The sequence below is a fragment of the Pseudomonas protegens genome, assembly GCF_003732485.1.
In the GTDB taxonomy this organism is placed as follows: domain Bacteria; phylum Pseudomonadota; class Gammaproteobacteria; order Pseudomonadales; family Pseudomonadaceae; genus Aquipseudomonas; species Aquipseudomonas protegens_B.
In genome coordinates, this window is the sequence record NZ_MOAK01000081.1 from 346,890 (window position 1) to 360,854 (window position 13,965).

Below are 13,965 nucleotides of genomic sequence, written 5' to 3' on the forward strand. Positions count from 1 at the left end.
ATCAGCGGTGACAGCAATACCAGGGCGAGGGTGGACAGCAGCATGTCTTCCAGGCGCTTGAAGAAGGGTGACCAACCTCGCAGAGGGACTTCGGAGGCATTGAACATCGGCAGGTTGGCGACTTCGGTGATGCGGTTGTGGGCATGCCGGAAGGCCACCATGTCGGGTACCAGCAGCACGTTCACTGGCAGCCGCCGCAGTTCGCGGATGACATAGGCCATGCGATTTTCCGCCGACCAGGGCAGGGCTACCAGGACCTGGGTGACCTTTTCCTCGCGGATCAAGCGCTCCAGGTCGCTGGAGTTGCCCAACAGCGGCAGATTGCACAGGGTCTTGGGGAGACGGCCAATGCGGTCATCGATGAAGCCGATGACTCCGGAGCGGATGTCCTGATGCTGGGCCAGGTATTCCGCCAGGCGCTGGCCGTTTTCCGTGGCGCCGAGAATCACCGCGTTCTGCAGGAATACCCCTCGTTGCATCAGTTGCTGGAACAGGGTCAGGAGAACCAGGCGCTCGATTCCGAACAGCACAAAGCTGCCGATGAACCAGGCGAGCAGTTGAGGGGGAGCGATGGTCTTGAACATCTGCATCGAGTGATGCATGAACAGCAGCACACAAAACGATGAGGCCCAGGCAAACAGGGTCAGCTGGAAGCGCAAGCGGTTGCTGAAGATCGACTCGGCATAGACCCCCAGGGCCTGGAAGATCATGACGCTGATGACGCCGAAAAACAGCAGGATGGTCAGGTCGCTTCGGAGCACGTTGAGGTCAGTGGTCGACAGCAGGAGCAGCAACAGTCCCGGAATGATCGCGGTTGCGCCATGGACTACGCGTATGCCGAACAGGAAATACTCGACCATGCTGGGACGAGTCAGTAACAGGCTGTCTACAGGTTGCAACCGCATAAGATCAGTTCCCTCGATCCAAGGCAAACCGGTTGACCGGAAGGAACATCAGGAAGTTCGAAACTACTTCTTTCTTCCCGTCGCGCTTCCCGACACCGAAAAAAACCACACCGATTCATCCATGGGCGGGGCAGGCGTTCATTGAGGGAGGCAGGGTTTTCGGCGTACTCAGGTGAGTCTCCAGGCACCGGTTAGTGCGATGGCCTGCACTCCATCATCTAAACGACCTGGCTCAGTAAAGCTCATGAAGCTGCGGCTGGCTAATCGAAAGCAGGCTACCGATGGAAGATTTTCCTCGCTGTCGGGCTAACCTCGGTCTTGAGTGGTAATTGCGGGCCAGACTGGCTTGGGCAAAAAAATAATCGATGGGACAGACTTTTCTCGCCGCGTCCAAGGTCAACATCCTTCAGGAACCAATAACCGGAGTCATGGCTGATGAGTGAGCGCAAGGCACTGTTGATACTGCACGGCAAGCAGGCCCTCAACGATGAGGTGCGCACTGCGGTCGAGGCCAAGCGCGCTGCCGGCTGGGAGGTCTCGGTGCGCCTGACCTGGGAGGCGGGAGATGCCCAGCGTCTGGTGAATGAGGCGCTGGACGCCGGGCATACCCGGCTGATTGCCGGAGGCGGCGACGGCACGCTGCGAGATATTGCCGAGGCCCTGGCCAATGCCTCGGCCCCGGCCAGCCTGGTGTTGCTGCCATTGGGCACGGCCAATGACTTTGCCCGGGCTGCCGGTGTTCCCCTTGACCCGGCGGCGGCTCTGGATTTGCTGGACGTTCCGGCCCGAGCGATCGACCTGGGGGAGGTGGGGGGACAGGTTTTCCTCAATATGGCCACCGGCGGCTTTGGCAGCCAGGTCACTGCCAACACCTCGGAGGATTTGAAGAAAGTCCTCGGCGGTGCCGCTTATCTGTTTACCGGGCTCTCGCGCTTTGCCGAGTTGAGTGCGGCCTATGGCGAGTTGCAGGGACCCGATTTCCATTGGCGTGGTGAACTGCTGGCTCTGGGCATCGGCAACGGCCGGCAGGCGGGGGGCGGGCATGAGCTGTGCCCGGGGGCCCTGGCCGACGACGGCTTGCTGGATATCAGCATTCTGCCGGCGCCTCAGGAACTGGTGGGTACCTTGAAGAGTCTGCTGGCCGGTGGCCTGGGGATCGACAATATGTTTGTCCGCGCGCGCCTGCCCTGGGTCGAGATCAAGGCCTCAAGAGGCCTGGACATCAATCTCGACGGCGAACCGCTGCAGGGCGATACCTTGCGTTTCACCGCTCGCCCTGCGGCCTTGCAGGTGCATTTGCCGGCGGATTCGCCGTTGCTCGGCGCGGTTCGCTGAGTCAGTCGTCAAGGCTGATGATGCGCTCGCGCACGGCGAACAGCACCAGCCCGGCGACGTCGAAAATCTGCAGGCGTTTCATGATCTGCGAGCGGTGGGTTTCCACGGTCTTGATGCTCAAACCCAGGCCCAGGGCAATCTCCCGGGTGGATTTGCCCCGCACGATCAGCCGCAGGATTTCCAGCTGGCGAGCTGTCAGGTTATGGTTTTCCACAGGTTGGGGCTGATGCTTCTGGGCCCGGGTCAGCGCCTGGTTGATCACTGTGTGAGCAATCGCCGGACTCAGGTAGCGCTCGTTGTTGCGCAGCGCTTCCAGGGCATGTTCGAGTTCGTTGGCAGTGGTGTCCTTGAGCAAATAGCCGTGGGCACCGGATTCCAGGGCCTGCATGATCAGGGCGGGATCGGTGTGCATCGACAGGATCAGAACTTTGCTCTGGGGCCGCATTGCCTTGAGCCGGCGCAGGGCGTCGAGGCCGCCGATGCGTTTCATCGACAGGTCCAGCAGGACGATGTCCGGATGCAGTTTCTCGACCATTTCCAGCAGGTGCGCGCCGTCATCGGCCTCACCGATCACCGCGTATCCGGGAATGTCCATGACCAGGGCACGCACCCCAGCTCTGATGAGCGAGTGGTCATCCACCAAGAGTAAATTACAGGTCAATGTGAAACCTTATTCGTGCTGGCCCGCTCAAGAGTGCGAGGGGCCCAGGGAAAGAGTGCTTCGATCTGGGTGCCTTGGTCGATCTCGCTGGTGACTTGCAACAGGCCGCCCAACTGACTGATTCGCTCCTGCATCCCGGCCATGCCGCGTTGGCCTCGGGCGGCGGGATCGCTGGCCGGGGCGAACCCCTGGCCATCGTCGCTGATGAACAGCGAAAGGCCTTCCGGCAGTCGCTGCACCCGTACCAGCAGGTTTTTCGCCTGGGCGTGGCGCAGCATGTTGGTGACTGCTTCCTGGGTGATGCGAAACGCTGCGACGGCCATTTCCTCCGGGATTCCCGCCAGGCGCTGGCGGCATTCCAGGCTCCAGTGCACCGAGGTGTTTTCCAGGGTCTTGAGCAGGTGGGCGCGCAGACTGGCCTCCAGTCCCAGGCTGGCCAACTGCCGGGGATTGAGGATCGCGGACACGTCACGCACCTTGGCCAGGGTCTCTTCCAGGGTGGTGCCCAGTACCGCGCAGGGTTCCTGCAGGTCATTCGGCAGGCGCCGCTTGAGCCAGTCGGTCTGCAGTTTTGCCGCGGTCAGCAATTGGCCGATGTCATCGTGCAGTTCACGGCTGAGGCGGTGCCGCTCATTCTCCTTGACCTCAAGCAGGCGTTCGGCGAGCTCCTGGGGCTGGAAGCGAATGGATTTTCGCGAATAGCTGTATTGCATCCAGATACAGGCCAGAGCCGCGATATTGAGCAGTAGCAAGATCAGGGGCAGGGGCAGGCCCAGGCAGTAGATCAGCACGTTGCCCAGGGTCGAGCAGGAACACAGCAACAGGCTGAGCCAGCGCAGATGATCTCGGGAGAGGGGCCAAGAGAAGAATGACTTGAGGCTGGCGTACATAGCGGATGGAGCCAATGAATGTTCGCTGCGAAGAGCTCGGTCAGGGGTGGATGACCGGGCTTGTTTAAGAAACGGTGCTATTTGAATACCCGGTTTCAATCAACGCTGTCTATTTGCCTCGTACACGCCGAGTGGTGACTGCCGACATTGGAATCAAAGTGCCATTAACTGTGTCCGTTTATGCGCGACATAATACCACCGAAGATACCGTTGGTCGCGCTTATACGCACAGGTATATATGTCCTGGAAGTCAGGAATATGGGCCTGCGGCACGTTTGTTTCATTTCCTCCATAGGCCTTGGGAAGGCCGAGGAAAATGGAGGGCGGCCGGTTTTGCGGGCACGTATGTGGCTCCGAACAGGAAGTCCGGGGCAGGCGCTAGTTGGAGTTGTTGAATCGATGATGTCGCTCTTGGGTATGAAATACTCAATAACGACCAGATGTTTGACCCTGGGCCCGAAGTTTTACTGATGTTTCGGGTTGGCTATCGTAACTACGGGCTTTATCTGCGATCCAGCGGCACAAGTGCAACTTCAATGGGTGCAGGAGGGATAAGCGCAGGTGCAGTTTTGCGCCACTTGATCGGTCAATTCGTCGAGCAGCAGGACCTGTTCACTGTCATCCAGATTGAGTTGGCCGTTGTGCGGGTCGATCAGTTCCAGTTGCCAGGCCATCAGGGTCAGGCAGCTTTTCAAGGCGTCGAGGATCGGATCGTTGAGGTCCAGCGGATGTGCCGTGCGTTTCAGCACACCGTGAATATGCAAGGCGAATTCGGCCAGTGGGCTGATGGAGTGGCGGGCCGCCGTCTGGGCCAGGCACAGCAGGCTGGCGAGCAGGCAATTGATTGCCTCTTCGTCATTCCTGATCAGGTGCAGATGGCTCAGGCAATCTTCCGATTTAGCCAGCAGGGCTTGGGCTTCAAGCAGGAACTCAGGTAGAGGGGGAGCGCACTCTTGGCCGTCCTTTCGCATGCTTATCTCCATGACTTCGAGTTCGATGGCGGGATAGGGCCTTGGCTGAACGGTTTTAAGGTAGGGCGCGTTTTTTGAGTTTGTATATAAGATAAATCTGAATGTTTTTCAGGGGGTGAAAGGGAGAGAGAGAGCTGATGTTCATCGCTTGCACAAGTGGCCCGAATACCGGTCACAGCAACGCGGCGCACGTGCGCAGGGGCTTGATAGGCGTGGGTGTTTTGGCTTGAAAGGGTCCTGGGCCACCTTTCTGCGATCACAAACAAAAGCCTGACTCCATTCATGCAATGAGAATGGCGTCACATTAATGGCTATTGGATATTGCGAATATCAGGATGGTCCTGATTGTTGATAGGGGAAACCCTTAGATGCAGGAACTTCACCTCGAGAGTAAGGTCGCGTCGTCGGGAAGTCGTACTACTGAATTGACCGCCTCAGTAAAGCATGATGTTAATGTGACATCAATGGCTTTTATGTGGCAATTTGCATGCGGGTCAAGATACGGTGGAGCCCGCCGATATCAGTCTTTAGTGAATTCATCAGAACAAGCCCAGGAGTCATTAATGGCCGGCATTCTCGACACGGTAGATCAACGCACGCAACTGGTGGGTGAGAATCGCCTGGAAATCCTCATGTTCCGTCTGGCCGGTCGGCAGTTGTTCGCGATCAACGTCTTCAAGGTTCAGGAAGTCCTGCAACTGCCCAAGCTGACCCTGATGCCGCAACGCCATCCATTCGTTTGTGGTGTGGTCAACCTGCGTGGCCAGACCCTGCCGGTCATCGACCTGTCCCAGGCCATCGGCATGCGCCCCCTGGTTCCGGGGCCCAACAGCACCATCATCGTCACCGAGTACAACCGTTCGGTTCAGGCATTCCTGGTGGGCGGCGTGGACCGCATCGTCAACATGAACTGGGAAGCCATCATGCCGCCGCCTACCAGCGCCGGGCGCCAGCACTACCTGACGGCCATCAGCAAGGTTGACGAGCAGCTGGTGGAAATCATCGACGTCGAGAAAGTCCTGGCGGAAATCGTCCCCTACAACGCCAAGGTTTCCCGGGACAAGCTGGAAGATCCGGTGCTGGAGCGTGCTCGCGGCCGCGAGGTGCTGCTGGTGGACGACTCCAATGTGGCGCTCTCGCAACTGCGCGACACCCTCGGCCAGCTCGGGGTGAAGATGCACATCGCCAGCGACGGCCTCAAGGCTCTGAACATGCTCAAGGCCTGGGCCGATACGGGGGTCGACATGACCGAAAAACTGTTGATGGTGTTCACCGATGCGGAAATGCCGGAGATGGACGGCTATCGCCTGACTACCGAGATCCGCAACGACCCGCGCCTGCGTGGGCTCTATGTGGTGCTGCACACATCCTTGTCCGGCAGCTTCAACGAATCCATGGTGAAGAAGGTCGGCTGCGACAATTTTCTCTCCAAGTTTCAACCGGACAAACTGGTGGACGTGGTCCGTCAGCGTCTGATGCTGGATGAAGTCAGCGTCTGATTCACGAGGATGTCCGGCCGCTTTTCCCTTGCGTCTTTGTTTCGTCGAAGCGCTGGTATAGGGTGAGCCTTTTTGCCCACACAGGGAGCTGGACATGCGTCTTAGCGCGCTTTATCGATACCCGTTGAAATCCGCCAGGGGCGAAACCCTGCAACAGATCGGTCTGGACAAGCTCGGTCTGGAGGGGGATCGCCGCTGGATGCTGGTGGACGAGGCCAGCGGGCGCTTCCTCACCCAGCGTGCCGTGGGGCGCATGAGTCAGCTCTCGGCGCTGTGCAATGGCCAGGGTGGCCTGACCCTCAGCGCTCCCGGGCTTTCCACCCTTGATGTGCCCCTGCCGGCGGCCGATGCCGCACTGCGCGGCGTGACCATCTGGCACGACAGCCTGCGGGTGCCCGATGCCGGGGACGAGGCGGGCGCCTGGGTCAGTGAGTTCATCGGCAAGCCCACCCGCCTGGTGCAGGTGCCTGCGGAGCGGGCGCGGAGCACCGCGGCAGGTTATGGCCGAGACGATGATCAAGTGGCGTTTGCCGATGGTTTTCCGCTGTTGTTGATTGGTCAGGCGTCCCTGGAGGACCTGTCCGGTCGGGTCGGGCGGCCCCTGGAGATGCTGCGTTTTCGGCCCAATCTGGTGATCGAAGGCAGCGAGGCCTTTGCCGAGGACCAGTGGCGGCGCATACGGATTGGCGATGTCGAGTTTCGAGTGGTCAAGCCGTGTTCGCGCTGCATCCTGACCACCATCGATCCACAGACTGGCGAACGCAGCGCCGACCGCGAACCCCTGGCCACCTTGCAGAAGTATCGCGCCCAGGCCGACGGGGCGATGTTCGGGCAGAACCTGGTCAACGACGGCAACGGTCAATTGCGGGTGGGGATGCCCGTGACCGTCCTCGAATAGCGTTTCTTGGCGCCATGAAAAATGCCCGTCTCTTTAGGAAGCGGGCATTTTTTGTCAGCGCGATAGCCGTGACAGGTGAATCAACCGCGGTATTCGCACAGGTAGGCGGTGTCCACGGCAACTTTCAGTTGGAACTTGCTGTTGGCCGGTACGTTGAACTGGCTACCGGCCGGAAAGGTTTCCCAGTCGGCGCTGTCGGGCAGGCGCACGGTCAGGGCGCCGGACACCACGTGCATGATTTCCCGTTGCGCTGTACCGAACTCGTATTCGCCCGGGGCCATGACGCCAATGGTGGCTGGGCCTTCGGCCGTGCCGAAGGCAATCGACTTGACGGTGCCGTCGAAGTACTCGTTGACTTTAAACATGGGCGATTCCTCAAGAAAGGGTCAAAAAGGTCGGCCAGTATGCACAAGGCCTCAAAGGCCGTCACCTGCCGCCATCATGGAAGAATCAGCGGCAATAAGCGCGCTGTATTGCGTGCATCTTCCAGGGCTCGATGCTGTTGGCCATTGAACTGCATGCCGGCCAGTTGCAGGGCTGCATTCAGGCCCAGGGGGCGCTCCAGGCGCCGGGCCTTGGCGAAGCGCTGCTTGAGGTTCATGTGCGGGACGTCATTCAACAGACTCTGCAGTTGCTGGTTGTGCCACTCCAGTTGCAGTTGCTTGCGGTCATAGTCGCCCCAACTGGCCCAGCCCTCCAGACGTGACTGATGCTGGCCCAGCCAGCGTTCGAACAGAGTCCAGACTTCGCTCAACGGTGCGGCGCTGTCGATATTGGCCTGAGTGATATGGGTCAGTTCGCGGCAGAACGGCGTCAGCCGAGGACGTCGCAATGGGCGGACGAAACGCTGGAAATGGTCCTGTTCCCGACCCTGGCGGTTAACCAGGGTGGCTCCGATTTCGATGATTTCCATCTCGCTAACCGGCCAGCCCCCTTCATCCGTCGTGGCTTCCAGATCTATTACCAGCCAGTGGGGCATCGCAAATTCCAGCCTTCAAACTCCTGATGAGGCTTGAGCGTAGCCAAAGCTGAGGCATCCGCCTAGTGCTCCATTTCCGGGGTGGGATCGGCTTGTTCCACCTCCAGCAGAATCTGCCGGTTCTTCACCTGGTCCCCGAGGTTGACCTGGACCCGACTGATCACTCCGTCGATCCCGGCCTTGAGTGGGTGTTCCATCTTCATTGCCTCCAGCACCAGCAGCAGCTGGCCCTTGCTGACACTCATGCCCTCGCTGACCAGCACGTCGACTATGGCCCCGTCCATGGGGGCCTTGAGGGTGCCGGAATCGGCGCCCGGTTGGCCCTGTACCGGCGCATGGGTGCGGTCCTGCAGATGCAGGCTGCCCTGGCGGCTACTCAGCCAGAGTTCGCCATCTTGCAGTTGATAGGCGTAGTGCCGACGAATGCCCGCGACCTCCAGTGTGGCTCGGCGGCCATCGGCGGTCATGACCTTGACTGCCCACACGTCATCCCCCTGCTGTACGTGCAACAGGCCCGATGCCGAGGGACTCAGTTCCAGCGACCAGTGACGGTCATCCAGGCCGATGCGGTAGACCAGGGGCACACTGGCGTTGTTGCGCCAGGCACTCAGGTTTGAGCGGTGTGCGCTGGCGCTGTGGTGATAGAAGAGCGCAGCGGCGATGGCCAGTTCCTCGGGGCTGGGGCGCTGCGGTTGCAGGCTCGGGTCCTCGGCAAAATGTTCGGCGATGAACGCGGTGCTGAACCGACCGCTGGCAAATACCGGGTGCCTGAGCACACCGACCAGCAGCCGGCGGTTGCTCTCAAGCCCCAGCAGCACACAGTCCTCGACCCCGTGCAACAGCTTGCGCCGGGCTTCCTCGCGGGTAGCGCCGTGGGCGATCAGCTTGCCCAGCATCGGGTCGTAGAAGGGGCTGACCCATTGGCCTTCCTGCAAGCCGTGGTCGGTGCGTATCCCCGGCGCCGGCTCCCAGCGCAGGACCTGGCCGGTCTGGGGCAGAAAGTTCTGCGCCGGGTCCTCGGCGTACAGGCGAACTTCGATGGCATGGCCGTTGAGCTGCACTTGCTCCTGGGTCAGGGGCAGGGGCTCGCCGGCAGCGACTTGCAACTGCAGGGCCACCAGATCCAGGCCAGTGACCAGTTCGGTGACCGGATGCTCTACCTGCAGGCGAGTGTTCATTTCCAGGAAGTAGAACTGGCCGCGAGCGTCCAGCAGGAACTCCACGGTGCCGGCGCCGACATAGTTCACCGCGCGCCCGGCCTTGAGTGCCGCCTCGCCCATGGCCCGACGCAGATCCCCGGTCAGCACCGGGCAGGGTGCCTCCTCGATGACCTTCTGATGGCGGCGCTGAATCGAGCAGTCCCGTTCACCCAAATAGATCAAATGACCGTGCTGGTCGCCGAAGACCTGCATTTCCACGTGCCGGGGCTCGATCAGCGCCTGCTCCAGAATCAGCTCGTCGCTGCCGAAGGCATGCAGGGCTTCCGAGCGTGCGGTACGGATCTGTTCCAGCAACTGCTCGTGACGCTGCACCAGGCGCATGCCGCGTCCACCGCCCCCGGCGCTGGCCTTGATCATCAGCGGATAGCCGATGCGCTGGGCTTCGCGCTGCAAAGTTGCGTCGTCCTGCTCCTCGCCCTGGTAGCCCTGGATACAGGGCACACCGGCTTCCAGCATGGTGATCTTCGAGCGGCGCTTGCTGCCCATCAGTTCGATGGCGGCGGCACTGGGGCCGATGAAGGTGATACCGGCGGCCGCACAGGCTGCGGCGAACTCGGGGTTTTCCGAGAGGAAGCCGTAGCCCGGGTGGATGGCGTCGGCACCGCTGCGCCGGGCGGCGTCGAGAATTGCCCCGCTGTTGAGGTAGGACTGCTGCACCGGGGACGGGCCGATGTGGATGGCTTCGTCGGCCATGTGCACATGCAGGGCATCGGCGTCGGCGTCGCTGAACACGGCCACGGTGCGGTAGCCCAGGGCCTGGGCGGTGCGCTGGATGCGGCAGGCGATTTCGCCACGGTTGGCGATCAGGATCTTGCTGAAAGTGGGCATACAGGCTCCCGGGAATCGGTGGGGGGCGTTCGCCGGCAAGCCGGCTCCTAAAAGGCTCAGCTGGCCCAGGCCGGTTTGCGTTTTTGCACGAAGGCCAGGGTGCCTTCGAGGCCTTCCGCTCCGGTGACGGCCTGGGCGAAGTCTTCGGCGGCCTGATCCAGCAGGGGCCCCAGAGGCTGGTCGACGCTGGCCAGGAGCAGGGCCTTGGTTGCAGCGTTGGCCCCGGGGGCGCAGCGCAGGACTTGCGACAGCTGCTGTTCAAGGCGTTCTTCCAAGGACCGGGAATCGGCCTCGACAAAGTGCACCAGGCCCAGGCGCAGGGCTTCGGCACCGTCAAAGCGGGCGGCGGTCAGGGTCAGGCGTCGGGCCTGGGTCAGGCCGATGCGCCGCACCACGAAGGGGGCGATCTGCGCCGGCAGCAGACCGAGGCCGGTTTCCGGCATGCCGAACTGCGCACTGTGTTCGGCGATGGCGATATCGCTGACGCACGCCAGGCCGAAGCCGCCGCCCAGCACCGCGCCCTGCAACACGCAAACCAGCACCTGGGGTGTCTGCTGGGCTTCTTCCAGCAGCGCACCGAACGCCCGGTTCAGTTCACGGTAGGCAGCGCTGCCTCGGGTGCGGGCGCCGGCCATGTCCTTGAGGTCGCCGCCGGCACAGAAGTGGCCACCGGAGCCACGCAGGACCAGGGCGCGGATGCTCCGCCGCTCTCGCACGGCGGCGAGCACGGTACGCAGCTCCGCCACCATCTGCAGGCTCATGGCGTTGCGGCTCTCGGGGCGGTTGAGGGTGATGAACAGCACACCATTGCGCGGTTCCAGCAGCAGGGTCTGGCAGGCCGGGAGCGGGCTCATTTCTTTTTCCCCGGCAGGATGCCCATGAGTTTGCAGATGATCCCCAGCATGATCTCGTCGGCGCCGCCGCCAATGGAAACCAGGCGCACATCGCGATAGGCGCGGGCCACCGGGTTGTCCCACATGAAGCCCATGCCGCCCCAGTACTGCAGGCAACTGTCGCTGACCTCACGGCCCAGGCGCCCGGCCTTGAGCTTGGCCATGGAGGCCAGGCGGGTCACGTCCTGGCCGCGAACATACTGCTCGGTGGCCTGGTAGACCAGGGCCCGCAGGCACTCGATCTCGGTGGACAGCTCGGCCAGGCGGAAGTGGATGACCTGATTGTCGATCAGCGGGTTGCCGAAGGTGCGGCGCTCCTTGCAGTACTCGATGGTGCTGTCGACGCAGTACTCCAGGCCCTTGATCATGTTCGCCGCGCCGAACAGCCGTTCCTCCTGGAACTGCAGCATCTGCATCATGAAACCGGCGCCTTCATGACCGATTCGATTGCGCTGGGGCACCCGCACATTGTCGAAGAACACCTGGGCGGTTTCCGAGCTGCGCATGCCGAGCTTGTCCAGGTGCGAACTGAGGCTGATGCCCGGGGTGTTCATCGGCACCATGATCAGCGACTTGTTGACGTGGGGCTTGTCGTCCGAGGTATTGGCCAGCAGACAGATGAAGTCGGCGCTGGGGGAGTTGGTGATCCACATCTTGCTGCCGTTGATCACGTAGTCGTCGCCGTCCTTGCGCGCATGGGTCTTGAGCCCGGCCACATCGGAACCGGCGCCGACCTCGGAGACGCCGATGCAGCCGACCTGCTCGCCCGTGATGGCCGGCCGCAGAAACTCGTCGCGCAGCTCATCGGAACCGAAGCGCGCCAGGGCCGGGGTGCACATGTCGGTCTGTACGCCGATGGACATGGGAATGCCGCCGCAATGGATGGTGCCGAACTCTTCGGCGGCGACGATGGAATAGCTGTAGTCCAGGCCCATGCCGCCGAATTTTTCCGGCTTGGAGATGCCCAGCAGCCCCAGCTCGCCGGCCTTGCGGAAAATCTCGTGGATGGGAAAGCGCCCGGCTTTCTCCCATTCCTCGACGTGGGGGTTGATCTCGCGGTCGACAAAATGGCGCACCGTGCGCCGCAGTTCTTCGTGTTCCTGGGTGAAGATCATTGTTGTTCTCCTCAAGTGGGGTCAGACCGCGAAATGCCCTATCAAAACCGTGCCACACCGAAACTGTTGGGCTGCAAGACCCGGGCATCGGCTTCATGGCAGATGTCCAGCAGATAGCCCAGGAGCGTGCGGGTATCCCGGGGGTCGATCAGGCCGTCGTCCCACAGGTTGGCGCTGCCATACAAGGCCGTGGACTGGCTGTCGAGCTTCTGCGCCGTGACCTGCTCCAGCATGTCGAGCATCTTCGGGTCGGCCTCCTGGCCGCTCTTCGCATGCTTGGCCTCGGTGACGATGCGCAGCACCTTGCCGGCCTGGGCGCCGCCCATCACCGCAGTGCGGCTGTTGGGCCAGGCGAAGATGAAGCGCGGGTCCAGGCCGCGGCCACACATCGCATAGTTGCCGGCGCCGTAGGAGCCGCCGACGACGATGGTCAGCTTCGGCACCCGGGCATTGGCCACCGCCTGGATCAGCTTGGCGCCGTGCTTGATCACCCCTTGCTGTTCCGACTCGGTGCCCACCATGAAGCCGGTGGTGTTGTGGAAAAACAGCAGGGGTGTGCGGCTCTGGTCGCAGAGCTGGATAAACTGCGCCGCCTTGCTCGCACCCTGGGGCGTGATCGGGCCGTTGTTGCCGATAAAACCGCAGGGCCGGCCCTGGATCTGCAGGTGGCCGCACAGGGTCTGGGCATCGAACTCGCCCTTGAACTCCAGGAACTGCGAGCCGTCCGCCAGGCGGGCGATGATTTCCCGGGCGTCATAGGGTTTTTTCGGATCGTCGGGAATCAGTCCGAGCAGTTCGTCGATGGGATACAGCGGCTCGCTCCAGGTCCTGGCCGGTTGTACCGGCAGTTGGGCGTTCCACGGCAACAGGCTGACGATCTCGCGGACGATGCGGATGCCGTCGGCGTCGTTCTCCGCCAGGTACTCGGCTGTGCCGGCGACCTGGGCGTGCATTTCGGCACCGCCCAGCTGTTCATCGGTGGCCACTTCACCGGTGGCAGCCTTGAGCAGTGGCGGCCCGGCGAGAAACAGCTTGGCCTTGCCGCGCACCACCACCACGTAATCCGAGAGTCCGGGCTGATAGGCGCCGCCGGCGGTGGCCGAACCGTGGACCACGGTGATCTGTGGCAGGCCCATGGCCGACATCCGCGCCTGATTGGCGAAACTGCGTGCACCTTCGACGAAGATCTCCGCCGCGTAGTTGAGGTTGGCGCCCCCGCTTTCTGCCAGCGTCACCACCGGCAGTTTGTTCTCCATGGCGATCTGTTGCAGGCGCAGGGACTTCTTCAGGCCGCTGGGGGAAATGGTCCCGCCCTTGATCGCGCTGTTATTGGCCACCACCAGCATGCGCACCCCGCACACATAGCCGATGCCGGCGATCAGGCCGCCGCCGGCCTGGCTGCCGTCCTTGTCGTCATGCAGCTTGTAGCCGGCGAGGCTGGCCAGTTCAAGAAAGGGCGCTCCGGGGTCCAGCAGCAAGTTGAGACGTTCCCGGGGCAGCAGTTGGCCGCGCTTGTCGAACTTGGCCTTGGCCTCGGCAGCCTTGTTCAGCAGGTTCTGCTGCAGGGTCTGCAACTGTTGCAGGCCCGCCAGCATCGTCTCGCGGTTCTGGGCGAACTGCGGGCTGTGGGGATCGAGCTGGGATGGGATCACCGGCATGGCTCAGTCCTCGCCTTTGAGCACATCGGGCAGGTAGGCCCGATGAAAACCGTTGTACGACTCACTGTTGCGCGCCTTGGCCAACGGCCAGGCGCGGCTGCCGAGGCTGGGGG

At 62.1% G+C, this 13,965-nt stretch carries 13 protein-coding genes and 1 pseudogene; 3 read left to right on the plus strand and 11 right to left on the minus strand.

Annotation, left to right across the window (positions count from 1 at the left end):
* A partial coding sequence (locus BLX41_RS33875; protein ID WP_404942794.1) for a nucleoside-diphosphate sugar epimerase/dehydratase occupies window positions 1-905 on the minus strand: 905 nt, incomplete at its 3' end.
* A 435-nt stretch (window positions 906-1,340) separates the two neighbouring features.
* Here BLX41_RS33875 and yegS point away from each other — a divergent pair.
* The gene (gene yegS, locus BLX41_RS25445; RefSeq protein WP_123727101.1) at window positions 1,341-2,240 is read left to right on the plus strand and encodes a lipid kinase YegS; all 900 of its coding nucleotides are present in this window, start codon (window positions 1,341-1,343) and stop codon (window positions 2,238-2,240) included.
* Between the two features lies 1 nt (window position 2,241).
* Here the strand turns inward: yegS and BLX41_RS25450 are convergent, their stop codons facing one another.
* The 3 genes from BLX41_RS25450 to BLX41_RS25460 form a co-directional block, all read right to left on the minus strand.
* The gene (locus BLX41_RS25450) at window positions 2,242-2,901 is read right to left on the minus strand and encodes a response regulator (RefSeq protein WP_123727102.1); all 660 of its coding nucleotides are present in this window, start codon (window positions 2,899-2,901) and stop codon (window positions 2,242-2,244) included.
* Window positions 2,898-3,791, minus strand: coding sequence for a sensor histidine kinase (locus BLX41_RS25455; protein WP_123727103.1), 894 nt, complete (start codon window positions 3,789-3,791; stop codon window positions 2,898-2,900). The genes BLX41_RS25450 and BLX41_RS25455 overlap by 4 nt, the downstream gene beginning before the upstream one ends.
* A 533-nt stretch (window positions 3,792-4,324) precedes the next feature.
* Window positions 4,325-4,762, minus strand: a complete 438-nt coding sequence (locus tag BLX41_RS25460) for a hypothetical protein (protein ID WP_123727104.1) — start codon at window positions 4,760-4,762, stop codon at window positions 4,325-4,327.
* A gap of 563 nt (window positions 4,763-5,325) precedes the next feature.
* Between BLX41_RS25460 and BLX41_RS25465 the strand changes: the two genes are divergently transcribed.
* Window positions 5,326-6,261, plus strand: a complete 936-nt coding sequence (locus tag BLX41_RS25465; RefSeq protein WP_123727105.1) for a chemotaxis protein CheV — start codon at window positions 5,326-5,328, stop codon at window positions 6,259-6,261.
* Window positions 6,262-6,355: 94 nt separating this feature from the next.
* The gene (locus BLX41_RS25470; RefSeq protein ID WP_123727106.1) at window positions 6,356-7,159 is read left to right on the plus strand and encodes an MOSC domain-containing protein; all 804 of its coding nucleotides are present in this window, start codon (window positions 6,356-6,358) and stop codon (window positions 7,157-7,159) included.
* Between the two features lie 80 nt (window positions 7,160-7,239).
* On the opposite strand, the gene ppnP is transcribed toward BLX41_RS25470, so the two are convergent.
* The 7 genes and pseudogenes from ppnP to BLX41_RS36230 form a co-directional block, all read right to left on the minus strand.
* A complete protein-coding gene (gene ppnP, locus BLX41_RS25475) occupies window positions 7,240-7,524 on the minus strand; it encodes a pyrimidine/purine nucleoside phosphorylase (RefSeq protein ID WP_011062476.1) in 285 nt (94 codons plus the stop codon).
* A 74-nt stretch (window positions 7,525-7,598) separates the two neighbouring features.
* Window positions 7,599-8,138 carry a 3'-5' exonuclease gene (locus tag BLX41_RS25480; RefSeq protein WP_123727107.1) on the minus strand — a complete coding sequence of 180 codons (540 nt, stop codon included), beginning with the start codon at window positions 8,136-8,138 and terminating at the stop codon, window positions 7,599-7,601.
* A gap of 62 nt (window positions 8,139-8,200) precedes the next feature.
* Complete coding sequence (locus BLX41_RS25485) at window positions 8,201-10,186, minus strand: acetyl/propionyl/methylcrotonyl-CoA carboxylase subunit alpha (protein ID WP_123727108.1); 1,986 nt, start codon at window positions 10,184-10,186, stop codon at window positions 8,201-8,203.
* Window positions 10,187-10,242: 56 nt separating this feature from the next.
* A complete protein-coding gene (locus BLX41_RS25490) occupies window positions 10,243-11,040 on the minus strand; it encodes an enoyl-CoA hydratase/isomerase family protein (protein ID WP_123727109.1) in 798 nt (265 codons plus the stop codon).
* Window positions 11,037-12,194, minus strand: a complete 1,158-nt coding sequence (atuD, locus tag BLX41_RS25495) for a citronellyl-CoA dehydrogenase (protein WP_123727110.1) — start codon at window positions 12,192-12,194, stop codon at window positions 11,037-11,039. Before atuD ends, BLX41_RS25490 begins: the two co-directional genes overlap by 4 nt.
* Before the next feature lie 41 nt (window positions 12,195-12,235).
* Complete coding sequence (gene atuC / locus BLX41_RS25500; RefSeq protein WP_123727111.1) at window positions 12,236-13,852, minus strand: geranyl-CoA carboxylase subunit beta; 1,617 nt, start codon at window positions 13,850-13,852, stop codon at window positions 12,236-12,238.
* A gap of 3 nt (window positions 13,853-13,855) precedes the next feature.
* Window positions 13,856-13,965, minus strand: a pseudogene (locus BLX41_RS36230) (2,4-dienoyl-CoA reductase); the annotation flags it as partial.

Coding starts and splice junctions, on each gene's coding strand:
- yegS (WP_123727101.1), top strand. CDS start 1,341: ATGAGTGAGCGCAAGGCACTGTTGATACTGCACGGCAAGCAGGCCCTC.
- BLX41_RS25455 (WP_123727103.1), bottom strand. CDS start 3,791: ATGTACGCCAGCCTCAAGTCATTCTTCTCTTGGCCCCTCTCCCGAGAT.
- BLX41_RS25460 (WP_123727104.1), bottom strand. CDS start 4,762: ATGCGAAAGGACGGCCAAGAGTGCGCTCCCCCTCTACCTGAGTTCCTG.
- BLX41_RS25465 (WP_123727105.1), top strand. CDS start 5,326: ATGGCCGGCATTCTCGACACGGTAGATCAACGCACGCAACTGGTGGGT.
- BLX41_RS25470 (WP_123727106.1), top strand. CDS start 6,356: ATGCGTCTTAGCGCGCTTTATCGATACCCGTTGAAATCCGCCAGGGGC.
- ppnP (WP_011062476.1), bottom strand. CDS start 7,524: ATGTTTAAAGTCAACGAGTACTTCGACGGCACCGTCAAGTCGATTGCC.
- BLX41_RS25480 (WP_123727107.1), bottom strand. CDS start 8,138: ATGCCCCACTGGCTGGTAATAGATCTGGAAGCCACGACGGATGAAGGG.
- BLX41_RS25485 (WP_123727108.1), bottom strand. CDS start 10,186: ATGCCCACTTTCAGCAAGATCCTGATCGCCAACCGTGGCGAAATCGCC.
- BLX41_RS25490 (WP_123727109.1), bottom strand. CDS start 11,040: ATGAGCCCGCTCCCGGCCTGCCAGACCCTGCTGCTGGAACCGCGCAAT.
- atuD (WP_123727110.1), bottom strand. CDS start 12,194: ATGATCTTCACCCAGGAACACGAAGAACTGCGGCGCACGGTGCGCCAT.
- atuC (WP_123727111.1), bottom strand. CDS start 13,852: ATGCCGGTGATCCCATCCCAGCTCGATCCCCACAGCCCGCAGTTCGCC.